The organism is Allostreptomyces psammosilenae, from assembly GCF_013407765.1.
Classification (GTDB): Bacteria; Actinomycetota; Actinomycetes; order Streptomycetales; family Streptomycetaceae; genus Allostreptomyces; species Allostreptomyces psammosilenae.
The window spans coordinates 3282033-3305541 of the sequence record NZ_JACBZD010000001.1; the positions used below are offsets into that span (position 1 = coordinate 3282033).

Below are 23509 nucleotides of genomic sequence, written 5' to 3' on the forward strand. Positions count from 1 at the left end.
CGCCACCGCCCCCGGGGCGGGCCCGGCCGTCCCCCGCGAGCGCGGCGCGCCACCGGCGAAGTTGCCTGACGGCCACCCGCGAGACAGGGTGGAGACATCGGCGGTACACCCGGCCGCATGGAGGCGCGGTCCGGCGGGGTAGGTACACGTCGACGAGGGCGTTGACGCGCGGATGCCGGTGGTAAAGGGGGAGGGGGCGGGGCCTGGCGGGGACCGTGTCGTGGGCCCGCGTTCGCCATCGGCGTAGCCGGATCATGGTGAACCCCGTGGCCTGCGGGAACAGCCTCCCCCAATATCGAGTTAGAGACAGATGTCTACTGCTTCCGGCAAGGACCCGGTGGTGGGTATCGACGGATGAAGTGAGCTGTCCTGCATGCGGGACTAGCATGCGGAAGGACAGGGAGGGGACGGTCCCCGATCTGCCCGACCGCTCTGAGGAGCGATTAACGATGTTCGAGAGGTTCACCGACCGCGCGCGGCGAGTTGTCGTCCTGGCCCAGGAAGAGGCCCGGATGCTCAACCACAACTACATCGGCACCGAGCACATCCTCCTGGGCCTGATCCACGAGGGTGAGGGTGTCGCTGCGAAGGCACTGGAGAGCCTCGGCATTTCGCTCGAGGCGGTCCGGCAGCAGGTGGAGGAGATCATCGGCCAGGGCCAGCAGGCCCCGAGCGGCCACATCCCCTTCACTCCGCGGGCCAAGAAGGTGCTGGAGCTGTCCCTTCGAGAGGCCCTTCAGCTCGGTCACAACTACATCGGCACCGAGCACATCCTGCTCGGCCTGATCCGTGAGGGCGAGGGCGTGGCCGCCCAGGTCCTCGTGAAGCTTGGCGCCGACCTCAACCGGGTGCGGCAGCAGGTGATCCAGCTGCTCTCCGGCTACCAGGGCAAGGAGACCGCCACGGCGGGCGGCCCCGCCGAGGGGACCCCCTCCACCTCCCTGGTTCTCGACCAGTTCGGCCGCAACCTCACGCAGGCGGCCCGCGAGGCCAAGCTCGACCCGGTCATCGGGCGCGAGAAGGAAATCGAGCGGGTCATGCAGGTGCTGTCCCGCCGTACCAAGAACAACCCCGTCCTGATCGGCGAGCCCGGCGTCGGCAAGACCGCCGTCGTCGAGGGCCTGGCGCAGGCCATCGTCAAGGGCGAGGTCCCCGAGACGCTCAAGGACAAGCAGCTGTACACCCTCGACCTCGGCGCCCTGGTCGCCGGGTCCCGCTACCGCGGTGACTTCGAGGAACGGCTGAAGAAGGTCCTCAAGGAGATCCGCACCCGCGGCGACATCATCCTGTTCATCGACGAGCTGCACACGCTCGTCGGCGCGGGCGCCGCCGAGGGCGCGATCGACGCCGCCAGCATCCTCAAGCCCATGCTGGCCCGCGGCGAGCTGCAGACCATCGGTGCCACCACCCTGGACGAGTACCGCAAGCACCTGGAGAAGGACGCCGCGCTGGAGCGCCGCTTCCAGCCGATCCAGGTCGCCGAGCCCTCGCTGCAGCACACCATCGAGATCCTCAAGGGCCTGCGCGACCGCTACGAGGCGCACCACCGGGTGTCCATCACGGACGCCGCCCTCGTCGCCGCCGCCACGCTCGCCGACCGCTACATCTCCGACCGCTTCCTGCCGGACAAGGCGATCGACCTGATCGACGAGGCCGGTTCCCGGATGCGCATCCGCCGGATGACCGCGCCGCCGGACCTGCGCGAGTTCGACGAGCAGATCGCCGACGTGCGCCGGGAGAAGGAGTCCGCGATCGACGCGCAGGACTTCGAGGCCGCCGCCTCGCTGCGCGACAAGGAGAAGCAGCTCCTCGCCCGCAAGGCCAAGCGGGAGAAGGAGTGGAAGGCCGGCGACATGGACGTCGTCGCCGAGGTCGACGAGGAGCTGATCGCGGAGGTCCTGGCGACCGCCACGGGCATCCCGGTGTTCAAGCTCACCGAGGAGGAGTCCTCCCGCCTGCTGCGCATGGAGGACGAGCTGCACAAGCGCGTCATCGGCCAGCAGGACGCCATCAAGGCGCTCTCCCAGGCCATCCGGCGCACCCGCGCCGGCCTGAAGGACCCGAAGCGTCCCGGCGGTTCGTTCATCTTCGCCGGCCCGTCCGGCGTGGGTAAGACCGAGCTGTCCAAGACGCTGGCGGAGTTCCTCTTCGGCGACGAGGACGCCCTGATCCAGCTGGACATGTCGGAGTTCTCCGAGAAGCACACCGTCTCGCGGCTCTTCGGCTCCCCGCCCGGCTACGTGGGCTACGAGGAGGGCGGCCAGCTCACCGAGAAGGTGCGCCGCAAGCCGTTCTCCGTGGTCCTGTTCGACGAGGTGGAGAAGGCCCACCCGGACATCTTCAACTCCCTGTTGCAGATCCTGGAGGACGGTCGGCTGACCGACTCCCAGGGCCGGGTGGTCGACTTCAAGAACACCGTCATCATCATGACCACCAACCTCGGCACCCGGGACATCTCCAAGGGCTTCAACCTCGGCTTCGCGGCCAAGGGCGACGTCCAGACCGGCTACGAGCGGATGAAGGCCAAGGTCGGCGAGGAGCTCAAGCAGCACTTCCGCCCCGAGTTCCTCAACCGCGTCGACGACATCGTGGTGTTCCACCAGCTCTCGCAGGAGGACATCATCCGGATCGTCGACCTGATGGCCGCCAAGGTCGACGAGCGGCTCAAGGACCGCGACATGGGCCTGGAGCTGCGCCCGTCCGCCAAGGCCCTGCTGGCCAAGCGCGGCTACGACCCGGTGCTGGGCGCCCGGCCGCTGCGCCGGACGATCCAGCGGGAGATCGAGGACGCGCTCTCCGAGAAGATCCTCTACGGCGAGCTGCGCCCCGGTCACATCGTGGTCGTCGACACCCAGGGCGACGGCGACGACGCCACCTTCACCTTCAAGGGTGAGGAGAAGGCGGCGCTGCCGGACGCTCCGCCGGTGGAGTCGGCTTCCGGGCCGAACCTCTCCAAGGAGTGACGCCGAGGCTCCCCGGGTGAGGCCGTAGGCGGGCCCCACCCGGGGAGCCCCCGGCGCGCGCCGGACGTGCCCCCGGGCACCCCGGCGACAGGGCACACGGCGAGGGCCCCGCACCCATGCGGTGCGGGGCCCTCGCCGTGTCTCCGGCCGTGCCGCGACCGGGCCGTGCCTCGGGCCGCATACGCCAGCCGTTGTTCCGACAAGGCGACGAACCGGCCCACGGGGAATTCCCGACACGGCCGCCCGACAGTTGTCCAGCGGCCGGCAGTTGCCGAGTGGCGGGCAGTGCCGGGGTGGCAGTGCCGAGTGCCGTCGTCGGGTACCAGGAAGGTCCCTCTCGGCGAACTGGCGGACATCGACAAACCGCGGTGGACGAGGTTGGCGCAGCAGCCCATGGAGCGGGATTGGGCACGGCGGCCCGATCTCAATGCGCTCCCGCCCGCAATGCTCCCGCGGCGCCGCCGGGTTACTCCCGCCGGCACTTCGCACGGGGATATGCCCGCTGGTGGGTTTCCCCGGTGCGGCACATTCCGCACCAGCTTCAGGTCCGAGCGGGAATGTCACCCACCGTGTATCGAGAGCGTGTTCTGAGCGACGGACCGCCGCCCATCCCGGGGTGTTTCGCGTTGTTGCGGGCCGACGGCTTCCGGCGCCACCCACCGGGGAAGCGATCCGCTGCGGCGTCCCACACGGGGCCAGGCGGCGGAATTCTCGAGAAGCCGTCTGCTGCTGGCCGCCCTAACGTGGCAGGACAGGCAACACAACACCCTCCTCATCCGGGAGAACACCATGATCACTGGCCTGTCCATCGCGACCGTATGGGTGCTGGACCAGGACTCGGCCAAGGAGTTCTACACCTCGAAGCTGGGATTCGAGGTGCGGACCGACGCGGAGATGGGCCCGGGCGCCCGGTGGCTCACGGTCGGTTCCCCACGGCAGCCGGACGTCGAACTCACCCTGTGCGTGCCGGGGCCGCCGATGCTGGACCCGGAATCCGCCGAGCAGGTGCGGGCGCTCGTCGGCAAGGGGGTGCTGGGCGCCGGCGTGATGGCCACCGACGACTGCCACGCCACCTACCGGGAGCTGTCGGCCAAGGGCGTGGTCTTCCTCCAGGAGCCCGCCGAGCGCCCCTACGGAATCGAGGCGGTGTTCCGCGACGACTCCGGCAACTGGTTCAGCCTCACCCAGCGCCACGAGCGTCCGGCCCCCACCGCCGCCTCCGGCTGACCGCGCCCGGTCGGCCGGTCGGGGGGTGCGGCGCCCGGTGCCGCCCGGGCGACCGGTCCGCCGCGTCGCGCTACCCCGGGAGCCGGTACACCCCCTGCTCGACCGGCTCCACCAGCCCGTCCGCGACCAGCCCGTCGAGGGCCCGGGCGCGCTGCACGGCGTCGTCCCAGACCTGGTCGAGCCGTGCCTGCTCCACCGGCCCGTCGGCCTCCCGCAGCACGGCCAGCAGCCGCCCGCGCACCTGGCGGTCCGTGCCGGCGTAGGCCTGGCCGCGCCGGGCCGGGCCGTCGTGCGGCGGGTGGCCGGCCAGCCGCCAGGCGCAGGCGTCGGCGAGGGGGCAGCGCGCGCACTCCGGGGTGCGCGCCGTGCACACCAGCGCCCCCAGCTCCATCACGGCCACCGCCCAGCGGGCGGCCGTCTCCGCGTCCTCGGGCAGGTGCGCGGCGGCCGTCCGCCGTTCGGCGGCGGTGGTGGCGTTCGGCGGGTACTGCACCCCGTCGACGACGCGGGCGTAGACCCGGCGGACGTTGGTGTCCAGCACGGCGTGGCGCTGCCGGAACGCGAAGGACGCGACCGCCGCCGCGGTGTACTCGCCCACCCCGGGGAGGGCGAGCAGCGCGGCGTGGTCCTCGGGCACCCGGCCGCCGTGCCGCTGGGTGATGGCGGTGGCGGCGGAGTGCAGCCGCAGCGCGCGGCCCGGGTAGCCGAGACGGCCCCAGGCGCGGATCGCCTCGCCGGGCGGTTCGGCGGCGAGGGCGGCCGGGGTGGGCCAGCGCTCCATCCACTCCTGCCACTTCGGCAGCACGCGCTTGACCGGGGTCTGCTGGAGCATGAACTCGCTGACCATGATCGACCACGGGGTGGCGTCGGGGGCCCGCCAGGGCAGGTCACGGGCCTCGCGGCGGTACCAGTCGAGGACGCGTTCGTGCAGCAGGTCGGCGAGCGGTGCGGCAGGGACGACGGTCGGCGCGGCGCCGGGGCTGCGACGCGGGCCCGGGCTGCGTCGCTGGCGCGGAGTGGAGGCAGTAGTCATCGCGTCCTGATACTGCCATGCCCGACGGGTGGCTCCGGAGGGCTCACCGGGGGCTCCCCCGGGCGGCCACCGGCGGACCGCTTGGCTGATAGGCGGATGATCTGAAAGACGGTGGGGAAACACGGCGCTGATACGTACGGCAGGCCAAAGGATCTTCCGTAAAGTTTCTCCGTGTCCTCTCTCCGCAACCCCATCGGCCCCCTGCCGTCCTCCATCTACTGGCGACGGCGGATCCTGGTCGCGGCCGCGTTGATCCTGGCGGTGGCCCTGTTCGCGTGGGCCTGTACGGCCGCGCTCGGCGGCGACGGCGACGACCCCCAGGCCGGCGGGGACTCCTCGCCCGGGCCGGCGGCGTCGATCACCCCGGAACCCGGGCCGAGCGGTCCGGGCATCGACACCCGTCCGGGGGGCTCCGGGGGAACGGGGACGGCGGGGGAGAGCGACGGCGGCTCGTCGGACGGCTCCTCCACCGGGGCGGACGAGGAGGCGACCGGCGGCGAGGGCGCCGCCGCGGCGTCCGGGGGTACGCAGACGTCCGGCGGCGACGGCGGCGCTGACTCCGGCGGCGCGGACGGGAGCTCCGGGGACGCCGCCACGGGCGACGGCGGGGCGTCGGCCGGGGGCGCATCGGGCTCCGGAGGCTCGGGCTCCGGTTCCGGCTCGGGCACCTCCGGCGTGGACCCCGCGGCGCTGCCGCGCTGCGCCGCCGGCGACCTCGCGCTCTCGGTGACCAGCGAGCACAACGCGTACGAGCCGACGCAGACGCCGCGCTTCACGCTGACCGTGCGCAACGGCGGCGACCTGGCGTGTGCGGTGGACCTGGGGAAGCGGTCGGCCAGGCTGACCATCAGCGGCAGCGGCGGGGAACGGGTGTGGTCCTCGGCGGACTGCCCGGCCGACGCCGGCGGCACCGAACTGGTGGCGGTGCCGGCGGGCGGAGAGGTCTCCCGGGAGTTCGACTGGGAGCGGGAACGCAGCGCGGAGGGCTGCCCGACCGCCGTGCCGGGGGCGACGCCGGGGAACGGGACGTACCTGGTGGTGGGCGAGGTGGCCGGCCTGATCGAGGCGCGCATCTCCTTCCGCCTGCAGTCCTGAGGCAGGTTCCGGGCGGCTGGCGGGCGGGGCAGCTGGCGGCGGGGCAGCTGGGTGGTTGGTTGGTTGGTTGGCGGCTGGGCAGCTGGGTCGGTTGGTCGGCTGGCGTCTAGCAGCCGCCAGATGCCGGCTTCCCTCCGTCCGGCCGTCCGGCGTCTGTCCGCCCGTCCGGCCAGACATGCCCGAGCCGACCCTGCCTTGCGCATGCTGCCTGACCGCCCTGCGGCTGCCTCTCAGCCGCCAGGAGCATGCCAGCTTTCGTTGCCTGATCAACCACCTGCTCTGGGGGGACCCCCTTTCTTCAGGATCCCATCAGGCAGCAACTCAGCGCATCCCCCCAATCGCGTCCTGTGGACAACTGTGAGCGTGTGCATGACTCGCGTTGGCGTCGTCCTCTGCATTCAGCCACTGGCGTCGCCCTCGGCGTTCGGCCACCGGCGTCGCCCTCGGCATTCAGTCGCTGGCGCCGTCCCCGGTACTCAGCCATTGCGCGGTGAGGTCGGTGACGATGGCGCCGCCCCGGTCGCTCAGGTGGAGGTGGTCGACGAGGAGTTCGAGCCGGTGGCTGCGGGCGACCTCGTCCCAACTGCGCCCCAGCAGGTAGTGCTTCGTCGCCGCGACGTACGCCAGCGGGAAGCTGAAGGCGTAGGGCGTCGGTTCACCGGCGCGCTGCCGCAGGAGGTCGGCCATCCGCTCGTGCAGGGGCAGGTAGTCGGCCCCGCTGCCGGTGGCGGTCTCCTCGATCACGGCGTTGTACCCGGCGAGCCTGCGATTGAGCTCGGAGTCGAGGTCCTCGCCGAGCGGCGGCAGGGACATCAGCGCGATCCTGGCGGTGGTTCGGGCACTCACCCGGTCGACGATCGCCTCCAGGTTCTCCCGGTACTCCTCCGGCGGCACGTCCCCGCGGACGTCGTTGGCGCCGATCAGGACCACGACCGCGTCCGGCCGGCACGCCACGATGTCGCTGTCCACCCGCTGCCGCAGGTCGGCGCTGGTGCTGCCGTTGACGCCGGCGTTGACCACCTCGTGTCCCCGGTACTCGGGCCGGTCGCGCAGCGCGCCCACCCAGTCCGCGCCGAGTGTGCCCTGGGTCATGCTGGCGCCGGCCGCGACGACGACCGGTCGGCCCGGGGTGTTCCCGTCGGCGCAGGCCTCGGCCGGCGGGTTGTCGGGCCCGCGCAGGAACGTGAGGTATCCGGGGACGCTCCCGACGCCGAGCACGCCGACGAGCAGCAGGCACAGCGCGAGGGCGACGCGCCGGCTCCGGCTCCGGGGCAGCCGGATCCGCCACCGGCCTGCGGCCCGTGAGGTCCCTGGGGTCGATGTCCTCATCTCAGTACCCCAGTCCGATGGTGTGGCCGATGCTGGCCGGGTTCTCCAGCGCGGCGAGGATGGCGTGCGCCAGGTCGGCGCGGGAGATGGTGATGCCGCCGCGCACGTTGCGGTCGACGGCGGTGCGGTAGGGGCGGCGCCGGCCCTCGGTGAGGCGGGGCGGGCGCATGATCGTCCAGTCCAGGCCGCTGTCCCGGACGACCTGGTCGGTGCGGGCGAAGTCGGCGAACCCCTCCCTGAGGTAGCGCCGCAGCATCGGCTTGACGACCGCTCGGGTGAACGGCCCGTCGCCGCCGTCGACGACGTGTCCGCTGGCGGTGACGACGACCAGGCGGCGCGTTCCGACGGCGCGCATCGCGGTGGTGATCGCGCGGGCGCCGTCGGAGCACACGGATCCCTCGCCCCTGGTGCGTGGGCCCAGCGTGGAGATGACGGCGTCCCGACCGGCCAGCGTCGGCGCGACCGCGTCCGGGTCCATCGCGTCGGCGACCACCGGTTCGAGCCGTGGGTGCTCCGCCTGGCCGAGGCGCGCTGGGTCCCGGACGACCGCTGTGACGTGGTGGCCGGCGGCGAGCGCCTGCCGCACGAGGTGCGCCCCCGTGCCGCCGGTCGCGCCGAAGACGGTCATGCGCATGGAGCCCTCCCGAAGGGTTAGTGAACACTAGCCCCAGATCATGGGCTAGTGTTCACTAACTGTCAAACGTCGTCAGGGAAGGAAGGGACGGGGAGAGGCATGAGCACGCGGGAACGGATCCTCGACGCGGCCGCGGAGATCCTGCGGACACGCGGTGTCGTGCAGGCCACCACCAAGGAGATCGCACGGGCCGCCGAGGTCTCGGAGCCGACGCTCTACAAGTACTTCGGCGACAAGGAGCGGCTGCTGCTGGCCGTGCTGGAGGAGCGCCTGCCCGGACTGTCCCGGGTCCCGCTGCGCCCCGGAGAGGGCGACGTCGAGCAGAACCTCGCCCAACTCGCCCACGCGGTACTGGACTTCTACCAGCGCTCGATCCCCATGCTGGGGGCGCTCCTCGCCGATCCCCAGCGGATGGCGGCGCACCGGGTGGCGATGGGCCGGCACGGCGCCGGCCCCGACAGGCCCGTCACGGCCCTCGCCGGCTACCTGCGGGCCGAGCAGGCCATCGGACGACTCGGCGCCGACGCGGACCCGGACGCCGCGGCGTCACTGCTGATCGGCGCCTGCTTCCACGAGGCGTTCCTGCGCTGCTACGCCCACGGCCCGGGCGCCACCGCGGCCCCGCGGTCGGTCGCGGACGGCCTCGCCCGGACGCTCCTGCGGCAACTGCGCTGAACGGGCCCGCGGCCGGGGCGCGCCCGGCTCAGACGTAGCGCTCCAGGATGGACGACTCCGCCAGGCGCGAGAGGCCCTCGCGCACCGAGCGGGCGCGGGTCTCGCCCACGCCGTCGACGGCCTGGAGGTCGTCCACGCTGGCCGCCAGCAGCTTCTGCAGCCCGCCGAAGTGCTCCACCAGCCGCTCGATGACGGTGTTCGGCAGCCTCGGCACCTTGGCGAGCAGCCGGTAGCCGTGCGGGCTCACCGCCGAGTCCAGCGACTCCGGCGTGCCGCTGAAGCCGAGCGTGCGGGAGACCGTCGAGAGGTCCAGCAGCTCCCCGTGGCTGAGCGCGTCCAGCGCGGCCAGCACGTCCTCCAGGGTGCGGCCCTTCTTGCCCGCGCGGTCCGGGAAGTAGTCGCGGGCGACCAGCTCCCGCTCCGGCTCCACCCCGGCGATCAGCTCGTCGAGCTGGAGGGAGAGCAGCCGCCCGTCCGTGCCCAGCTCCACCACGTACTCGGCGATCTCCTGGGCGATCCGCCGCACCATCTCCAGCCGCTGCGACACCGAGGCGACGTCGCGCACGGTGACCAGGTCCTCGATCTCCAGGGCGGAGAGGGTGCCGGCCACCTCGTCCAGCCGGAGCTTGTAGCGCTCCAGCGTCGCCAGCGCCTGGTTGGCCCGGGACAGGATGGCGGCCGAGTCCTCCAGCACCCGGCGCTGGCCGTTGACGTAGAGGGCGATCAGCCGCATCGACTGGCTGACCGAGATCACCGGGTACCCGGTCTGCTTGTTGACCCGTTCCGCCGTGCGGTGGCGGGTTCCGGTCTCCTCGGTGGGGATGGTGGCGTCCGGCACCAGCTGCACGCCGGCCCGGACGATCTTGGTGATGTCCTTGTCGAGCACCACGGCGCCGTCGAGCTTGCACAGCTCCCGCAACCGGGTGGAGGAGAACTCGACGTCCAGCACGAAGCCACCGGTGCACAGCGCCTCGACGGTCCGGTCGAAGCCCAGCACGATCAGTCCGCCCGTGTTGCCCCGGAGCACCCGCTCCAGGCCGTCGCGCAGGGCGGTGCCCGGCGCGACCGAACGCAGCGAGGCACGCAGCAGGGCCTCGGCGCCGGAGCCCTTGTCCGCCCGGTCGTTGGCTGCCACTGGACTCCTCAGTATCCGTCCTCGTCACGCCCCGCGGTCCCACGGAACCCCGGCTCGGGGAGCGTCATTCTCGGCCGAGTTTACCTTTGGGGGCTCCCGGTAGTACGGACTTGCGGATACGACAAGTCCTGCCCGGCCGGGGCGTTCGCCATGCCCACCGCGCGCCGGCCGCTCGAACGGGCCGCGGCGCGCCGGGCACGGCGGTCGGGGACGGGACGCGGAAACCCCGAGCCGGGGTCAGTCGTCACCGCGCCGACGGCGCGGGATCCGGGCGGCGTCCAGCGCGTCGGCGATCGTCCGGGCCTCGATCACCCGCATCCCCTGCGGCACCTTGCCCGGATCCGCCGGGACGATCGCGTGCCGGAAACCGAGCCGCTCCGCCTCGGCGAGTCGCCGCTGGATGCCGGTGACCCGCCGCACCTCCCCGGCCAGCCCCAGCTCGCCCACGGCCACCAGCCCCGAGGGCAGCGGGCGGCCGGAGGCCGCGCTGGCCAGGGCGAGCGCCAGGGAGAGGTCGGCCGCCGGCTCGCCGAGGCGCACGCCGCCGACCGTGGCCGCGTAGACGTCCCGCTTGCCGACGACGATGCCGCCGTGCTGCTCCAGCACCGCCGTCACCGTCGCCATCCGGGAGGAGTCCAGGCCGGAGGTGGTCCGGCGGGGCGTGGGCAGCGCGGTCTCCACGGTGAGCGCCTGCACCTCCGTCACCAGCGGCCGGCGGCCCTCCAGGGCGACGGTCAGGCAGGTTCCGGAGACGGGCGTGTCGCGCCGGGTGAGGAACAGCCCGCTGGGATCCGACAGGCCGGTGATGCCCTCGTCGTGCAGCTCGAAGCAGCCCACCTCGTCGGTGTTGCCGAAGCGGTTCTTCACGCCGCGCACCAGCCGCAGCCGGGCGTGCCGGTCGCCCTCGAAGTTGAGCACCACGTCCACCAGGTGCTCCAGCAGTCGGGGGCCGGCGATCTGGCCGTCCTTGGTGACGTGCCCCACCAGCAGGGTCGTCATGGCGCGCTCCTTGGAGGCCCGGATCAGCGCCCCGGCCACCTCGCGCACCTGCGCCATCCCGCCGGGCGCGCCGTCGATCTCGGGCGAGGCGACGGTCTGCACGGAGTCCAGCACCAGCAGGGACGGCTTGACGTCGTCGATCTGGCCGAGCACCGACGCCAGGTTGGAGTCGGCGGCCAGGTAGAGGTGCTCGTTGAGCGCCCCGATGCGGTCCGCCCGCAGCCGCACCTGCCCGGCCGACTCCTCCCCGGTGATGTAGAGGGTGCGCTGCTCGGCGGTGGCGGTACGGGCGGCCACGTCCAGCAGCAGGGTGGACTTCCCGACGCCGGGCTCGCCGGCCAGCAGGATCACCGCGCCGGGCACCAGGCCGCCGCCGAGGACCCGGTCGAACTCGTCGACGCCGGTCGGACGGGCCACCGCCACCGTGCCGTCCACCTGCGGGATGGGCCGGGCGGGGGAGGTCACCGGGACGGCGGCGGTGGTGCGCACCGGGGCCGCCGCGCCGCCGACCTCCTCCACCGTGCCCCACGTCTGGCACTCCGGGCAGCGGCCGAACCACTTCGGCGGCGTGGCGCCGCACTCGGAGCACCGGTAGGCGGGGCGGTCCCGGCCGCCGGGGGTACGGGTTCGAGCTGCCATGTCCTGCACCGTACCGCGCGCCACCGACAGCGCCGGGGCGCGCCCGGACGCCTCCGGCCCGGGGGCGGGCCCTCGACTCGGGCCCGGCTCGGGCGGGTGGCCCGGCGAGGGCCCGGCAAGCACCCCGGCGAGTGGCCCGGCGAGCGCCCCCGTGAGGGGTCCGCGAAGGGCCCGCGAGGGGGGGGCGGGGCCTGGCGGGAGCTCACGCGGGGGCTCGGGGAGACCAGCGGGTGGGGTAGGGCGCGTGGAGGTTCGCGGAGGCGGGAGGTAACGCCCTTTCACTCTTTCGGGGCGCAAACGGCGCATAGGAGGTACCGCGGGCGAACGGTGCGGTATTCGCCCTTCGTGGGGCCTACCGTCGGGGCTGGCTCCGGACGACGGGGCTCCGATCGGCCGACACCCGTACGGACGCCGGCGCGGCCCCGAACGAGGAGGGTGGACGTGACAGCGGCCGACCGGAGGCAGCGGAGAACGAACGGTCACCGCCTGCCGGTGGACCTGATCAGGCCGGCGCGTACCCGTCGGCCATCCCGTGCCACGGTGGATCGCCATCTGGCCGACCACGCCGACGGGCTCTACACGTACGCCCTGTACCTGCTCGGCTCCCCCGAGGCCGCCGCGGTCGCCCTGCGCGTCGCCCGCGCGGCCGTCGAGCGCCACCTCGCGCGCGGCGGGGCCCCCGAGAGGCTGCGGTCCGCCCTCTACACCGCCGTGCACGCGGAGTGCGGCGGCCCGGCGGTCGGCGCCCCGGAGGCGGAGGGCCCCGTCGACGACGGCGTGGGCGACGGGCCCGGCGCGGTTCCGGGCGCCGCGCCGGGCGGGGAGGGCGGCGGGTTGCCGCCGTGGCCGGAGGCCGACGGGATCACCGGGGAGCGCCGGCTGGTGCTGGAGCTGCTGCACCGGCACCGGCTGCGGCCGGAGGAGATCGCCGAGGTGCTCGGCATGGGCCAGGAGCCGCTGCTGCGGCTGCTCATCCGGGCGGAGTGCGAACTCGCCCGGCACCGCACGGCCGCGATGGTCGCCCGGGACGGGGAGTGCGAGAAACTGCTGGCGCTGGCCGCGCCGGCGGCGTCCGTGGAGGACGAGCCGAAGCGGCGCTCCGAGATGGCCCTGCACGTGGACGACTGCCGGGCGTGCTGCGCGGAGGCGGAGCGGATCGTGGCCGGGGAGCCGTGGCCGGGCGAGGGCTGGCCGGGCGAGGGCTGGCCGGGCGCCGCCACGGCCGGTCCGGCGGCCGCCCCCGACGCGGTGACCGGGGACGGCAGGACCGCCGGCCGGGCGCGCCACGGCGCGCGCGGCGGCGACGGTGGCGGCGCTGGCGGGGGCGACGGAGCCGGGGGCGACGGTGGCGGCGCCGACGGGGGGACGGCCGGCACCAGGGGGAGCGGCAGCGGGCACGACCCGGGAGGGGACGGCGTCGGGGGCCCGGACGGCGGCTCGCGAGCCGGCCGACCGGAGCTGGCCCACTGCCCCGCGCCGGCGTGGCGGCAGGCCACGGCCGCGGGCGCGGTGGGGCTGCGTCTGCCCGGGCTGCTGCCGCGCCGCGCGGCCGGCGGCCCGGACGGTGGCCGCGCGGGCCGGCACGCCGGGTCTCTCCACCCCCCGGAGGCCGGCAGATCGGCGCAGAACCTGCTGCAGATCGCCGTGTTCACCGCGATCCCGCTGCTGCTGGCGCTCTGCCACGCGGCCACCCCGGCCCGCCCGGAGCCGTCGGAGGGCGGGGATGCGCAGCCGACGCCGGGGCTGGTCTCACAGGCCCCGATCGGGCCGGCCCGCCGGGTCGATTCCGCCGTCCCGGTCGACGGGGCGACGCGGGTGCTCGATGACGCCGCGGCCCGGGACGCCGCCCGGTCGCGCGGGCTGGAGGACGCCCAGGGCGGCCGGGACGGCGGCGACGCCCGGGAGCGGGAGGGCACGGGGAGCGGGGACGGTGCCGCGCACCCCTCGCCCAGTCACTCCTCGGCCGGCCGGCCCTCGCCCGGACACGGACACCCGGGGGACGACGGCGCGCGGGTCGGCCGGATCGAGTCCGGCTGCCCGCCGGAGCAGCACGCCGGGTCGCAGGCCGGCGGGCCCGGGGCGTCGTGCCCGGACGGCCGGCAGCCGGGCGCCCTCGCCTCGCCCCGCCCCTCAGGCCCGGCGGCCGGCCCGGCGGCCGACCCGTGGACGGGCGTACCGGCACGCCCCGGCGCCGCACACTCCGGCAGCCCCCACCCCGACGCCCCGCGGTTGCCGGCCGGCCCGGGGCCCGGCCACCCGGCCGGGGAACCGCCGCCGGTGCCACCGCCCGCTCCACCGGGAGGCGCTCCCGGCGCCCGGCCGGGGCCCGGCGCGCACCCGGACGGCGCGGCGTCCCCCGGCCCCGCGGCCCTGCCCCGGTCCGCCGGTGCCGCCCCGGCCGGGACGACGCTGACCATGGCCGCCCCGGCACCCGGCCGGTGACGCCCACGGGCGCCCGGACCCGGCGGGCGTCAGCCGTCCGCCGGGTGCGGGGCCAGCGGGCTGCCGGAGGCCAGGCGCTGCTCGCACAGCTCGACCAGGGCCCGGTAGCCGGCCTCGCCCATCAGTTCGCGCAGCTCCGCCGCGTAGCTGCGGAAGACCGGTTCGGAGTGCCCGTGCGCCTGCGGGCTGGAGGTGCACCACCAGTGCAGGTCGTGGCCGCCGGGGCCCCACCCGCGCCGGTCGTACTCGCCGATCCCGACGACCAGCACCTCACTGCCGTCCGGGCGCTCCACCCGCTCGTAGGTGCGCCGGATCGGCAGCTGCCAGCAGACGTCCGGCTTGGTCTCCAGCGGCTCCCGGCCCTCCCGCAGCGCCAGGCTGTGCAGGGCGCAGCCGGCGCCGCCGGGGAAGCCGGGGCGGTTGAGGAACAGGCAGGCGCCGTCCACCACGCGGGTCTGCCGGTCGCCGTCCTCGTCGATCTCGGTGACGCCCTCGCGCACGCCGAGGTCGTGGTACTGCCAGGTCTCGGGGGTGAGCCGCTCGGCGTGGGCGAGCACCCGCCGCTCGTCGTCCTCGTCGGACCAGTGCGCGCCGAGCGAGCAGCAGCCGTCGGAGGCCCGGCCGGCGACGATGCCGTGGCAGCCGGCCGCGAACACGCACCCCCAGCGGGAGGTCAGCCAGGTCAGGTCGCACCGGAACACCTGGTCGGGATCGGCCGGGTCGGGGAACTCCACCCAGGCCCGCGGGAAGTCGAGCGATACCTCTGCCACCGGTCCAGGGTAGGTCCTGCCCCGGATTTCCCCACGGAGCGGCGAACGGCCCCCGCACCGCCGGCGGCGGGGTCCCCGCAGCTCCCGCGGGCCCCATACGCCCCATTGGTCCCAGCGGAGGCGTGATCGGTTGGTCGGATCCGCCACAGAACACCCGAACGGCGACATGCCACGCGTTACCTTCGAAGGATGCGACTCGGAGTGCTCGACGTTGGCTCGAACACCGTTCACCTGCTCGTGGTCGACGCGCGGCCGGGGGCCAGGCCGCTGCCTGCCTTCTCCCACAAGACCGACCTGCGCCTCGCGGAGCTCCTCGACGACGTCGGCGCCATCACCGAGGCCGGGATCCGGCGCCTGTCCACCACCGTCGCCGCCGCGATGCGGGTGGCCGAGGACAAGGGCGTCGCCGAGGTGCTGCCCTTCGCCACCTCGGCGGTGCGGGAGGCCACCAACGGGGAGGAGGTGCTGGCCAGGGTCCTGCGGGAGACCGACGTGGACCTGCGGGTGCTCTCCGGCGCGGACGAGGCCCGGCTGACCTTCCTCGCCGTCCGCCGCTGGTTCGGCTGGTCGGCCGGCCGCCTGCTGGTGCTGGACATCGGGGGCGGCTCGCTTGAGGTCGCGGCCGGCATGGACGAGGACCCGGACGTCGCCGTGTCGCTGCCGCTGGGCGCCGGCCGCCTGACCTCCGCCGCCCTCCCCGGCGACCCGCCGGACGAGCGGGACGTCCGGGCGCTGCGCCGTGACATCCGCGCCATGATCGCCGGCACCGTCGCCGGCTTCAGCCGGCTGGGCGAGCCGGACCGGGCCGTGGCGACCTCCAAGACCTTCCGGCAGCTCGCCCGGATCACCGGCGCGGCGCCGAGCAACGAGGGCCCGCAGGTGGTGCGCACGCTGCGCCGGGCGGACCTGGAGCGCTGGGTGCCCAAGCTCGCCGCCATGCCCGCGCGGCGCCGCGCCGAACTGCCCGGGGTGTCGGCCGGCCGGGCCGGACAGCTGCTGGCCGGCGCGCTGGTCGCCGAGGCGGCGCTGGACCTGTACGGGCTGACCGAGGTGGAGATCTGCCCGTGGGCGCTGCGCGAGGGCATCATCCTGCGGCGGCTGGACCAGATGGCGGCCCTGCCCGCCCAAGCCCTTCCCGCCCAGACCTTGCCCGCCCAGGCGCCGCCGGCCGAGGGGCGGCCGACGGGGCCGGCGGCGGGCGTCGCGGCCGGGGGCGGCACGCCGGCCGGCCACCTCGTGCCGCACGCCGGGACCGCCGACCACACCACGATGGACCACATCACGATGAACCACGCCACGGCGCACCACGCCACGGTGGACAAGGCCGCGCCCGGCCGACCAGGGGCCCTGCGCCCGGTGGACGGCTCGCCGGTGGTCGGCGGCGCCGTGGACCTGCCCCTCCGGGTGGATTCCGGGTACGGTACGGCGGTCGCGCAACAGCCTCGCGGCGGGCCTCCCCCGGCCGGGGAGGACGGCGCCGGGGAACGAACGGTCAGGGCTCGGTGACGCGGGTGGAAGCAGCGGAACGCCTTCTCGGGCAGGCGGTGCCCGGCGGTGACGACGGTGCGCGCGGCGCGGGGGGCGGCACCCCCGGCGGCGGCGTCACCCACGGCGGCGGCGTCACCCACGGCGGCCCCGACGGCCCCGGCACCACCGGGAGCGGGGGCGGCGCGGCCCCCGGTGTGACGGCCGAGCGCAGGAGCCCGGGGGGCGTGCTCCTGCCGGGCGGCGGGCCGGCCGCGACCGGCGGCGCGGGCGGGCACGGACGGGTGCGGGTCGGGCTCTCCTCGGCCTCCGTCTACCCGGAGAACACCGCCGCGGCCTTCGAGATCGCCGGCCGCCTCGGCTACGACGGCGTCGAGGTCATGGTTTGGAACGACCCGCTCAGCCAGGACATCGAGGCGCTGCGCCGCCTCTCCGACTACCACGCCATGCCGATCCTGGCCGTGCACGCGCCGTGCCTGTTGATCACCCAGCGGGTGTGGACCACGGACCCGTGGACCAAGCTGGTGCGGGCCCGCCGGGCGGCCGAGCAGCTCGGCGCCGGGACGGTCGTGGTGCACCCGCCGTTCCGGTGGCAGCGCGCCTACGGGCGGCGGTTCGTCGAGGGGGTGCACCGGATGGCCGGCGAGACGGACGTCCGGTTCGCCGTGGAGAACATGTTCCCGTGGCGCTACGGCGAGCGCGAGGCCGCCGCCTACCTGCCCGGGTGGGACCCGACCGAGGAGGACTACCGGCACTTCACCGTCGACCTCTCGCACACCGCCACCTCACGGAGCGCGGCGCTGGAGATGGTCGCGCGGATGGGCGACCGCCTCGCCCACGTGCACCTGGCGGACGGCACCGGCTCGGCGAAGGACGAGCACCTGGTGCCCGGGCGCGGCACCCAGCCGTGCGCCGAGCTGCTGCACCGGCTGGCCGCCCAGGCGGCGGCGGGCTCCTTCGACGGCACGGTGGTGCTGGAGGTCAACACCCGCAAGGCGGGTAGCCGCGCCGAGCGCGAGGCCGACCTCGCCGAGGCGCTCGCCTTCACCCGGCGGCACCTGGCCGTGGTGCCCCAGTCGGCGCGCTGACCCGGCCGCCGGCCAGCTCCCCCAGCCCCATCCCCGTCCCCCAGCCCCGTCCGTTCCCGCCCCGGCCGGCCGTCCCAGGCCGGCTCCGGCGCGCCCGCGGTGTCCGACTGGCGCGCACGCCGTCCCGCATTCCGGACATCGGTCCGCATCGTGGCTCACGCGAGCGTAGGCTGGTGCGAATCTGGCCTTCTCATACCCCGCGACACCGCGCTCCTGCCGGGGCCAGGCAGGAGGGAGTGGAGCAACAGTGCCCAGCTTGAGGTCCCGCACCGTCACCCACGGACGCAACATGGCCGGAGCCCGCGCGCTCCTGCGCGCCGCTGGTGTAGCCCGGGAGGACTTCGGCAAGCCGATCGTCGCCGTGGCGAACAGCTTCACCGAGTTCGTCCCCGGCCACACCCACCTCCAGCCGGTCGGCCGCATCGTCTCCGACGCGGTCAAGGCGGCCGGCGGCGTGCCCCGCGAGTTCAACACCATCGCGGTGGACGACGGCATCGCCATGGGCCACTCCGGGATGCTCTACTCCCTCCCCAGCCGCGACCTGATCGCCGACTCCGTCGAGTACATGGTGAACGCCCACCAGGCCGACGCGCTGATCTGCATCTCCAACTGCGACAAGATCACCCCGGGCATGCTGATGGCCGCGCTGCGGCTGAACATCCCCACGGTGTTCGTCTCCGGCGGGCCGATGGAGGCCGGCAAGACCGTGCTGGTCGACGGCACGGTGCGGTCCAACCTCAACCTGGTCACCGCCATGTCCGAGTCCGCCTCCGACGCGCTCTCCGACGAGGACCTCACCCGCATCGAGGAGGCCGCCTGTCCGACCTGCGGCTCCTGTTCCGGCATGTTCACCGCCAACTCGATGAACTGCCTCACCGAGGCGCTCGGGCTCGCCCTCCCCGGCAACGGCTCCGTGCTGGCCACCCACACCGCCCGCAAGGACCTCTACGAGGCCGCCGGCCGCACCGTGGTGGAGATCACCCGCCGCTACTACGACCAGGACGACGCCAGCGTGCTGCCGCGCGCCATCGCCTCCCGGGCCGCCTTCGAGAACGCCATGGCGCTGGACGTCGCCATGGGCGGCTCCACCAACACCGTGCTGCACCTGCTGGCCGCCGCCCACGAGGCCGAGCTCGACTTCGACATGTCGGAGATCGACGCCATCTCCCGGCGGGTGCCCTGCCTGTCCAAGGTGGCGCCGAACTCGCAGTACCACATGGAGGACGTGCACCGGGCCGGCGGCATCCCCGCCATCCTCGGCGAACTCCAGCGCGGCGGCCTGCTCAACGAGGACGTCCACTCCGTGCACGCCCCGTCGCTCGCCGACTGGCTCAAGCAGTGGGACATCCGCGGCGGCTCCGCCACCCCGGAGGCCGTGGAGATGTTCCACGCGGCGCCCGGCTGCGTGCGCTCGGCGACGGCCTTCAGCCAGTCCGAGCGCTGGGACTCCCTCGACCTCGACGCCGAGGGCGGCTGCATCCGCGACGTCGCGCACGCCTACACCGCCGACGGCGGCCTCGCCGTGCTCTACGGGAACCTGGCCGAGGACGGCTGCGTGGTCAAGACGGCCGGCGTGGACGAGTCCATCTGGACCTTCAGCGGGCCCGCGGTGGTCGTGGAGAGCCAGGAGGAGGCCGTGGAGGCCATCCTCGCCAAGCGGGTCAAGCCCGGCGACGTCGTGGTGGTCCGCTACGAGGGCCCCAAGGGCGGCCCCGGCATGCAGGAGATGCTCTACCCCACGGCCTTCCTCAAGGGCCGCGGGCTGGGCAAGTCCTGCGCGCTGATCACCGACGGGCGGTTCTCCGGCGGCACCTCCGGGCTGTCCATCGGCCACGTCTCCCCCGAGGCCGCGGCCGGCGGCACCATCGCCCTGGTCCGGGACGGCGACACCATCTCCATCGACATCCCCAACCGCGCCATCCGCCTGGAGGTCCCCGAGGAGGAGCTGGCCGCCCGGCGCGACCAGCTCCTGGCCGAGCTGGGCACCTACCGCCCGGCCACCCGCGACCGCCAGGTGTCCGCGGCGCTGCGCGCCTACGCCGCGATGGCCACCTCGGCCGACAAGGGCGCCGTCCGGGACGTCACCCTGCTGGGCGGCTGAGCCACCCGGCGCCCCCGGCGCCGCCGCGTCCCCCGCGCGACCCGGCCCCGGTGCCCGCCCCCGCCCCGGCGGGGCGGCGTGCCGGGGCCCCGCGCGTCCCACGCCCCGGCCTCGCCCGTTCCGCGCTGATTCCGCGCCCACCGGCGTCCGGCACCACCCGACCGGCTAGCCCTCCAGGGCGGAGGCGTCCATGTGGAAGGCCTCCCACAGGTGACCGTCGAGGTCCGCGAAGCCGCCCCCGTACATGGGGCCCTGCTCCTCGGCCTCCTTGGTGATCTGGGCGCCGGCGGCGGCCGCGGCCCGGAGCAGCTCGTCGACCTGCTCCCGGCTGTCCAGCGTCAGCGCCACGATCGCCTCGGTGGTCACCTTGGCGTCGGCGACCTCCTTCTGCGTGAAGGTCTTGAAGAACGGCTCGACCAGCAGCATCACGTAGATGTCGTCGCTGATCACCATGCTGGTGGCGTTCTCGTCGGTGAACCGCTTGTCGAACGAGTAGCCCAGCTTGGTGAAGAACTCGACCGACTTGTTCAGGTCCTTCACCGGCAGGTTGACGAAGATCTTGGTGGACATGACGAGACCCCATCCGTAGGTTGCCCGCCGGATCCGCCGCTGCGGACCGGCACACTCACGAAGGTAGTGGCGGGGTCTGACACCCGCCCTCCGACGGCCGGTCAGCCGGCGGCGCCCCCGGGCCGGAGGGGCGGGCCCGGGCGCCGGGTCAGGGCAGCAGCACCGAGTGCAGCACGGCGTCGTCGAAGCCCACGTACATCACCCCGCCGGACACCAGCGGCGCAGACACCGTGCCCCGCACCCCGAGCCCCTGCGGCCACGGGTGGTCCACCGTCACGCCGCCCTCGCCGAGCGCCCCCGGCAACGGCGTGTCGCCACCGCCGGGGAAGTCCTCGGCGGCCTCGTTCCGGCCGGCCTCCCCGTAACCGTCCAGGGACATCGCGCCGCCGAAGCCGCCGAGGGCGGTGTCCCAGTGGTTCACCCCGTGCCCCGCGTGCGCCGCGAACAGCTTCTCGCCCACCACCAGCGGACCGCTCCAGGTGTCCGACTCGGCCGGGACCTCCCCCGTCCACACCGACTCCCCGGTGGCCGCGGACACCCCCATCAGACGGCCGTCCGTACCCGCCACATAGACCATCCCCGCGCCCAGCGCCGGCTCACCGAGCCCGAAGCCCACGTCCACCAGCGCCTCGAACTCCCAGGCCACGTCCAGGGTGTCGGCGTCCAGCCGGTGCAGGACCGCGGACTCCCACAGCACGCAGTACAGCGCGTCGTCGTCGAGCGCCAGGTGCGCGCACGGCTCCTGCTCGCGGTACCGCAGCACCCTGCCGGTGGCCGCCTCGAACGCGTACAGCGCCCCGTTGCCGCCGGCCACGTAGACCGACCCGCCGCCCGCCACCGGCGGGGACATCCACAGGTCGCTGACGGTGAACTCCCACAGCTGCTCGCCGGTCCCCTGGTCGAAGGTGATCAACCGGCCGCCCACGCCCACGTGCAGCAGCCCGCGGTCGGCCAGCAGGGTCACCTCCGGCCCGGACACCGTTCCCTCGTCGTCCGACTCGTCGGCCGCGCCCACCCCCGGCAGCGGCGTGCGCCAGACCACCTCGCCGGTCGCCGGCTCCAGCGCCAGCAGCCGGTAGCCGTCGTCCACCACGAACAGCGCCTCGTCCCCGAACTCCGGATCGCCCAGCGCCTCGCTTCCCTCCGGCTCGGTGCGCTGCCACCGCACCGTGCCGTCCGCCGGGGACAGCGCGGTCACCGACCCGTCGTAGAGCCGGCACGCCAGCGTGCCGCGGCCGAGCGCGCAGCCGGCCGCGGGGGCGGCCAGCGGGGCCTCCCAGGGACGCCAGTCCGGCGGCCGCTCCGCCGGGTCGGACTCGAAGTAGCCGGAGGCGGTCGCGTCGCCGCGCCCGGACAGCGGGACGGCCGGCAGCGCCGCCGCCGGATCGACGCCCGGGCCGGTGGTGTCGGTGACGTCCGTGCCGTCGGAGAACAGCCCCTCCCACGGGGCGGCGACCAGCCCGGCGGTGAGCACCGCGGCCAGCAGGGCGCCGCCCGCGGCCAGCCCGCCGAGCCGCCGGCGGCGCGAGGAGCGGCGGCCCGTGCCGTGGCGCCCCCCGCCCGCGGCGGACTGCCCCGGTCCGGTGGCCGGCAGCGGCGCCGGGCCGGGGATGACGTGGGGCGGCGGCGCCTGCCGGGACGCCCGGACGACTCCGTCCACGCCCGGCCCTTCCGTTCCGCCCGGTGGACGGCCCGGGCCGACTCCCGAGCCGCTCCCGGAGCCGTGTCCCGGGGCGTGGCCGGAGCCGTGTCCCGAGCCGTGGCGCTGGCCGGGCAGGCCCGGGGCGGCCACCGTGCCACCGGCGGCGGAGCCGCCCGCGTCCGCCGCGCCCCCGGGGCCGCCGGCGCCCCCCGCAGGCCGTCCGCCCGCGCCCACCCGCCACAGTTCGGCGGTCCGCTCGGCCGCCGCGGAGCCCCCCGCCAGGCCCGCCGCCACGCCACCGCCGGCCAGGACACCGCCGGCCGCGGCACCACCGGAGGGGGCGCCGCCCGCCCGTCCGCCCGGGGCCGGCTCGTCGTGCTGGTGGTGCTGGCGCTCGTGGTGCGACTGCGACTCCAGTTCGGCCGCGTCGATCAGTTCCTCCGCCGCCTCCCGGTAGGAGGCGATCAGGTCGCTCACCGCCGCCGGCCACACGAAGTCCCGCGGCGGGCGCGACGCCCCGTCACCGGACCGCAGCAGCCGCGCCAACTCCGCGGCGGTCGGCCGCAGTTCCGGATCCCGGGCGAAGCAGGCGCTCAGCTCCGCGCGCAGCTCGGCCGGGATCGAACCCGGCGCCGGCTCGGCGTGCGCCACCCGGTAGAGCACCCCGCCCACCTCGGCCGCGGCGAACGGACTGCGGCCGGTGGCGCAGTAGGCCAGCAGCGACCCCAGTGCGAACACGTCGCTGGCCGGCCCGACCGGAAGGTCGTTCAGGTGCTCCGGGGACATGAACGGCGGCGTGCCGACCATCACCCCCGTGACGGTGAGCGTGGTGTGGCCGCTCGCCCGGGAGATGCCGAAGTCGATCACCCGCGGGCCGTCCGCGGCCAGCAGGATGTTGCTCGGCTTGAGGTCGCGGTGCACGATCCCCGCGCCGTGGATGGCGTCCAGCGCCTCCGCGAGCCGGGCGCCGAGCAGCCGCACCGTGCGCGCCGGAAGGGGACCGCACCGCTCCACCACCTGCTGCAGGTCCGTCCCCGGCACGTACTCGGTGGCCAGCCACGGGGACTCGCCGTCCGGATCGGCGTCGGTCACCACCGCGGTGTACGCGCTGCCCACGGCCGCGGCGGCCGCCACCTCGCGACGGAACCGGCGGCGGAACTCCTCGTCCTCCGCGAGCGCCGGGCGCACCACCTTGATCGCGGCGGGCGGCCCGTCCTCGGCAAGACCCAGGTAGACCTGGCCCATGCCCCCGGACCCGATGCGGGCGAGCAGCCGGTAGCGCCCGATCCGCCGCGGGTCCTTCGCATTGAGCTGTGAATACACCGTGTCCTCATCCGAGGGGCCAGGGGCCTGGATACGCAGTATGCTCCCTCCTCCTTCCGGTGCTTGGAGGAGGGGCCCGGTGGCTCGCCACTCTAACGGCCGTTCGGGTCCCACGGCCGCCAGACGCGTCACCACCCCCCGTGGCGTCGTGACACACCCGCCACGGCGTCGACCGCCGCGACGGCGGCGCCGAGGAACTCCACGGCGCGCCCGCGGCGCCTACGACGTCCACGGTGCCGACGGCACCCCGGCACCCAGGCACCCACGGTGCCTGAGCCGTGCGGGCGAGTCGTCGGCATAGCCTTGGGGACGTGTCCGGTACATCCGCCCCCGGGCGCGGCACGCGACGCCGTCGCTCG

General features: G+C 74.9%; 15 protein-coding genes and 1 pseudogene. 8 read left to right on the top strand and 8 right to left on the bottom strand.

Features of this window, described 5'->3' with window-relative positions; genetic code table 11:
• The first annotated feature begins 449 nt into the window (after positions 1-449).
• Entirely contained in the window at positions 450-2963 is a 2514-nt protein-coding gene (locus tag FHU37_RS13460; RefSeq protein ID WP_179814423.1) for an ATP-dependent Clp protease ATP-binding subunit, read from the top strand.
• Positions 2964-3752: 789 nt separating this feature from the next.
• Positions 3753-4190 carry a VOC family protein gene (locus FHU37_RS13465; protein WP_179814424.1) on the top strand — a complete coding sequence of 146 codons (438 nt, stop codon included), beginning with the start codon at positions 3753-3755 and terminating at the stop codon, positions 4188-4190.
• A 70-nt stretch (positions 4191-4260) separates the two neighbouring features.
• Here FHU37_RS13465 and FHU37_RS13470 read toward each other — a convergent pair whose 3' ends face one another.
• Positions 4261-5223, bottom strand: a complete 963-nt coding sequence (locus FHU37_RS13470; RefSeq protein ID WP_179814425.1) for an iron-sulfur binding domain-containing protein — start codon at positions 5221-5223, stop codon at positions 4261-4263.
• A 171-nt stretch (positions 5224-5394) separates the two neighbouring features.
• Here FHU37_RS13470 and FHU37_RS13475 point away from each other — a divergent pair, with 171 nt between their 5' ends.
• On the top strand, positions 5395-6318 hold the full coding sequence (locus tag FHU37_RS13475; protein WP_179814426.1) for a hypothetical protein: 924 nt from the start codon (positions 5395-5397) through the stop codon (positions 6316-6318).
• 450 nt (positions 6319-6768) lie between these two features.
• On the opposite strand, the gene FHU37_RS13480 is transcribed toward FHU37_RS13475, so the two are convergent.
• Together FHU37_RS13480 and FHU37_RS13485 are read right to left on the bottom strand one after the other, a co-directional pair.
• On the bottom strand, positions 6769-7647 hold the full coding sequence (locus FHU37_RS13480) for an SGNH/GDSL hydrolase family protein (protein ID WP_179814427.1): 879 nt from the start codon (positions 7645-7647) through the stop codon (positions 6769-6771).
• A gap of 1 nt (position 7648) precedes the next feature.
• On the bottom strand, positions 7649-8281 hold the full coding sequence (locus FHU37_RS13485; protein WP_179814428.1) for an NAD(P)-dependent oxidoreductase: 633 nt from the start codon (positions 8279-8281) through the stop codon (positions 7649-7651).
• 99 nt (positions 8282-8380) lie between these two features.
• On the opposite strand from FHU37_RS13485, the gene FHU37_RS13490 reads away from it, so the two are divergent.
• The gene (locus FHU37_RS13490; RefSeq protein WP_179814429.1) at positions 8381-8956 is read left to right on the top strand and encodes a TetR/AcrR family transcriptional regulator; all 576 of its coding nucleotides are present in this window, start codon (positions 8381-8383) and stop codon (positions 8954-8956) included.
• Positions 8957-8984: 28 nt separating this feature from the next.
• On the opposite strand, the gene disA is transcribed toward FHU37_RS13490, so the two are convergent.
• Entirely contained in the window at positions 8985-10091 is a 1107-nt protein-coding gene (disA, locus tag FHU37_RS13495) for a DNA integrity scanning diadenylate cyclase DisA (RefSeq protein WP_179814430.1), read from the bottom strand.
• Between the two features lie 237 nt (positions 10092-10328).
• The gene (gene radA / locus FHU37_RS13500) at positions 10329-11729 is read right to left on the bottom strand and encodes a DNA repair protein RadA (RefSeq protein ID WP_179814431.1); all 1401 of its coding nucleotides are present in this window, start codon (positions 11727-11729) and stop codon (positions 10329-10331) included.
• 540 nt (positions 11730-12269) lie between these two features.
• Between radA and FHU37_RS13505 the strand changes: the two genes are divergently transcribed.
• Positions 12270-14171 carry a hypothetical protein gene (locus FHU37_RS13505; protein ID WP_179814432.1) on the top strand — a complete coding sequence of 634 codons (1902 nt, stop codon included), beginning with the start codon at positions 12270-12272 and terminating at the stop codon, positions 14169-14171.
• A 29-nt stretch (positions 14172-14200) separates the two neighbouring features.
• Here the strand turns inward: FHU37_RS13505 and FHU37_RS13510 are convergent, their stop codons facing one another.
• A complete protein-coding gene (locus tag FHU37_RS13510; RefSeq protein ID WP_376774030.1) occupies positions 14201-14968 on the bottom strand; it encodes a DUF3109 family protein in 768 nt (255 codons plus the stop codon).
• Positions 14969-15130: 162 nt separating this feature from the next.
• On the opposite strand from FHU37_RS13510, the pseudogene FHU37_RS13515 reads away from it, so the two are divergent.
• The 3 genes and pseudogenes from FHU37_RS13515 to ilvD all read left to right on the top strand — a co-directional run.
• Positions 15131-16051 (top strand): annotated as a pseudogene (locus FHU37_RS13515) (Ppx/GppA family phosphatase); the annotation flags it as partial.
• A gap of 659 nt (positions 16052-16710) precedes the next feature.
• Positions 16711-17514, top strand: coding sequence for a sugar phosphate isomerase/epimerase family protein (locus FHU37_RS13520; protein WP_179816247.1), 804 nt, complete (start codon positions 16711-16713; stop codon positions 17512-17514).
• 247 nt (positions 17515-17761) lie between these two features.
• Positions 17762-19615, top strand: a complete 1854-nt coding sequence (gene ilvD / locus FHU37_RS13525) for a dihydroxy-acid dehydratase (protein WP_179814435.1) — start codon at positions 17762-17764, stop codon at positions 19613-19615.
• Positions 19616-19780: 165 nt separating this feature from the next.
• On the opposite strand, the gene FHU37_RS13530 is transcribed toward ilvD, so the two are convergent.
• Positions 19781-20185: a VOC family protein gene (locus FHU37_RS13530; protein WP_179814436.1), complete on the bottom strand. Its 405-nt coding sequence runs from the start codon at positions 20183-20185 to the stop codon at positions 19781-19783.
• Positions 20186-20333: 148 nt separating this feature from the next.
• Entirely contained in the window at positions 20334-23150 is a 2817-nt protein-coding gene (locus FHU37_RS13535) for a serine/threonine-protein kinase (RefSeq protein WP_179814437.1), read from the bottom strand.
• Positions 23151-23509 lie beyond the last annotated feature (359 nt).